Raw genomic sequence first — 3,452 nt, 5'->3', positions numbered from 1 at the left:
ACGTCGACCTACCGCCTGCAGATCCACGAGGGGTTCACCTACGACGACGCTGCCGGGCACACCGAGTACCTGGCCTCGCTCGGTGTCTCGCACGTCTACCTCTCACCCGTGCTCCAGGCGGCGCCGGGCTCGACGCACGGCTACGACGTGCTCGACCACACCCGGATCAGTGAAGCGGCCGGTGGCCGGGGTGGCTTCGAGCGTCTGGTCACCGCGTGCCGCGCCGCGGGGCTCGGCATCATCGTCGACGTCGTGCCCAACCACATGGCGGTGCCGCAGCCGGCCCACCTCAACGCCCCGTTCTGGTCGTTGTTGCGGGAGGGCCGCCGCTCGCCGTATGCCGGGTGGTTCGACGTCGACTGGGTCGCCGAGGACGACCGGCTCCTGATGCCGGTGCTCGGCGGAACGCTCGAGCAGGCTCTCGAGGCCGGCGAACTGGTGCTCGCCGCGGACGGTGGGCCGACGGCATCCGACCCGGTCCTGCGCTACTACGACGCCGAGTTCCCGGTGGCGCCGGGCACCGAGGGGCTGCCGCTGGCCGAGCTCGTCGACGCGCAGGCGTACCGCCTGTCGAGCTGGCGCGAGGCGGGGGAGGCGCTGAACTACCGCCGCTTCTTCGACGTCACCTCGCTCGTCGCGGTGCGCGTCGAGGACCCGGTCGTGTTCATGGCCACCCACGCCCTGCTGCTCGCCCTGCACGGGCACGGCGCGGTCGACGGCTTCCGCATCGACCACCCCGACGGGCTCGCCGACCCCGGCGGCTACCTCGACCGGCTCGCCGACGCCACGGGGGACTCCTGGGTCGTCGTCGAGAAGATCCTCGAGGGCGGCGAGCAGCTGCCCGACTCGTGGAGGTGTGCCGGCACGACGGGCTACGACGCGTTGCTGCGGGTGCAGCAGGTGCTCACCCCTTCGGCCGGGGCTGCGGTGCTCGACCGGCTGTGGGCGCAGGCCGCGCCCGAGCGCGGGTCGTTGGACGACGTGGTCGCCGAGGCCAAGCGCCTCGTCGTCGACGACGTGCAGGCCGCCGAGGTCGACCGGCTCATGCGGCTCGTGCGGCGCATCCTGCCCGACCTCGACCAGGCGTCGGCCCGGCGCGCGCTCGAGGCCCTGCTCGTCGCGATGGACCGCTACCGCGCCTACGTCGTGCCCGGGCGTGCCGTGGACCCCGAGCAGGCGGCGGTCATCGAGGCTGCGGCTGGTCGCGCGCGTGCTCACCTGGCGCCGACCGACGAGCCCGCTCTGGAGGTGATCGTCGACCTCGTGCTCGATCGTGAGCTGCGCGACGCCGCGCTCGACACCGGCCCGCTCGCCGACGACTTCCGGGTGCGCTTCCAGCAGACCTGCGGCCCGGTCATGGCCAAGGGCATCGAGGACACCGCCTACTACCGCTGGTTCCGCCTCGCCGGCGCCAACGAGGTCGGCGGTCACCCCGATCACCTGTCGATCTCGGCCGAGGAGTTCCACACCTGGTGCGAGGGGCTCGTCGCGTCGTGGCCGACGTCGATGACGACCCTGACCACCCACGACACCAAGCGCTCGGAGGACGTGCGTGCCCGGCTCATGTCGCTCGCCGAGGACGGCGAGGGCTGGGCGACGTGGGTCGCGGCCGCGCGGGCGCTGGGCGACGCCCACCGGCCGGCGCTCGTGGACTCGCCGACCGAGTACCTGCTGTGGCAGACCCTGGTCGGGGCCTGGCCGATCACCGGCTCTCGGCTCGAGGGGTACCTGCTCAAGGCCGTGCGTGAGGCCAAGGTGCACACGGCGTGGGTCGACGGAGACACCGACTACGAGGATGCCGTCACCTCCTACGCGCGCGACCTCACCCACGACCCCTTGGTCCAGAGCCACCTGGACGCCTGGACCGTGGCCCACGAACCCTCGGTGCGTGGCAACGTGCTGGCGCAGAAGCTCATCCAGCTGACCATGCCCGGCGTGCCCGACGTCTACCAGGGCTGCGAGACCGTCACGCTCTCGCTCGTCGACCCCGACAACCGTCGGCCCGTCGACTGGACGGACCGCGGCGAGCGGCTGGCCCGGGTCGTCGCCGGCGAGCCTGCGCTCGACCTCGACGACGAGAAGATGCGGGTGACCGCCCGCGCGCTGCGCGTGCGCCGCGAGGACCCCGCTGCCTTCGTGGGTGAGGGCACGACGTACACCGGGCTGGTCACCTCGAGCCCCCATGCCCTGGCCTTTGCCCGGGGAGACGCCGACGGGCTGCGTGTCGTCACGGTCGCGACCGTGGCGGCCGGGCTGCTCGCGGCGGGTGGCGGGTTCGGGGATGCCGTCGTCGAGCTTCCGCCCGGATCGTGGCGCGACGTGCTGGCTGACGGCGACGACGTCATCACCGGGGGCTCGGTGTCGCTGGCGACGCTGCTGGCCCACCGCCCGGTGGCCCTGCTGGTGCGGCACTCGTGAGCGTGGCGAGCCGACCTGGTGCGGGCAGGCTGCCGATCGAGGTCTGGGCCCCGAAGGCTGACCACGTCGAGATCGAGTGGTCCGTACCGGAATCGACCAATAGGTCACTCGGGGTACAGCCTGCCGACGGGGCTGGCGTACCGGAATCGACCAATAGGTCACTCGGGGTACAGCCTCGACGGGAGTCGATGACTGCGCTCGGTGACGGCTGGTGGCGCTGGGACGGGCCGTCCACGGCATCCGAGAGCGACGGGCCGGCCACGGCATCCGACGTCGTCATCGACTACGCGTTCGTGCTCGACGGTGCCGAACCTCCCGTGCCCGACCCTCGCAGCGCGTGGCAGCCCCACGGCGTGCACGCACCGAGCCGCACGTTCGACCCGGCCACCCTGACGTGGACCGACGGCGACTGGCGCGGCCCGCGAGCCGGCCAGGGCGTGCTCGGGGGCATCGTCTACGAACTGCACATCGGCACCTTCACCGCGCGGGGCACCTTCGATGCCGCCATCGAGCGGCTCGATCACCTCGTCGACCTCGGCGTCGACGTCGTCAACGTCATGCCGATCGCCGCCTTCGACGGTCGGTGGGGCTGGGGGTACGACGGCGTCGGGCTCTACGCCGTGCACGACCCCTACGGCGGCCCGGTCGCGTTCGCCCGCTTCGTCGACGCCTGCCACGCACGCGGGCTCGGCGTCTGCCTCGACGTCGTGCACAACCACCTCGGCGCGAGCGGCAACTACCTCGCCCGCTTCGGCCCGTACTTCACGACCGCGCACAGCACCCCCTGGGGTCCGGCGGTCAACCTCGACCAGGACCACGCCGACCACGTGCGCGGCTTCATCGTCGACAACGCGTTGCGGTGGTTGCGCGACTTCCACGTCGACGCCCTCCGTCTGGATGCCGTGCACGAGCTGCGCGACGCCTCACCACGGCACCTGCTCGCCGACCTCTCGGATGCCGTGGCAGCGCTGGCCGAGGATCTCGGTCGTCCCCTCGACCTCATCGCCGAGAGCGACCTCAACGACGTCGACATG

The 3,452-nt window shown here is 72.3% G+C and carries 2 protein-coding genes; both read left to right on the top strand.

What is annotated here, in order from left to right; all coding sequences use genetic code 11:
• Positions 1 to 2,418 (top strand): malto-oligosyltrehalose synthase (gene treY, locus PLL68_RS03395; protein WP_324531654.1); only part of this gene is annotated, 2,418 nt, incomplete at its 5' end.
• A 188-nt stretch (positions 2,419 to 2,606) separates the two neighbouring features.
• On the top strand, positions 2,607 to 3,452 hold an 846-nt coding region (locus PLL68_RS03390), incomplete at its 3' end, for an alpha-amylase family glycosyl hydrolase (protein ID WP_324531652.1).

Origin of the sequence: Ornithinibacter sp., assembly GCF_035443565.1 — a bacterium.
Lineage (GTDB): Bacteria > Actinomycetota > Actinomycetes > Actinomycetales > Dermatophilaceae > Fodinibacter.
Note: the sequence above shows the minus strand (reverse complement) of the source record. Positions and strands in the feature narration are given on the sequence as shown.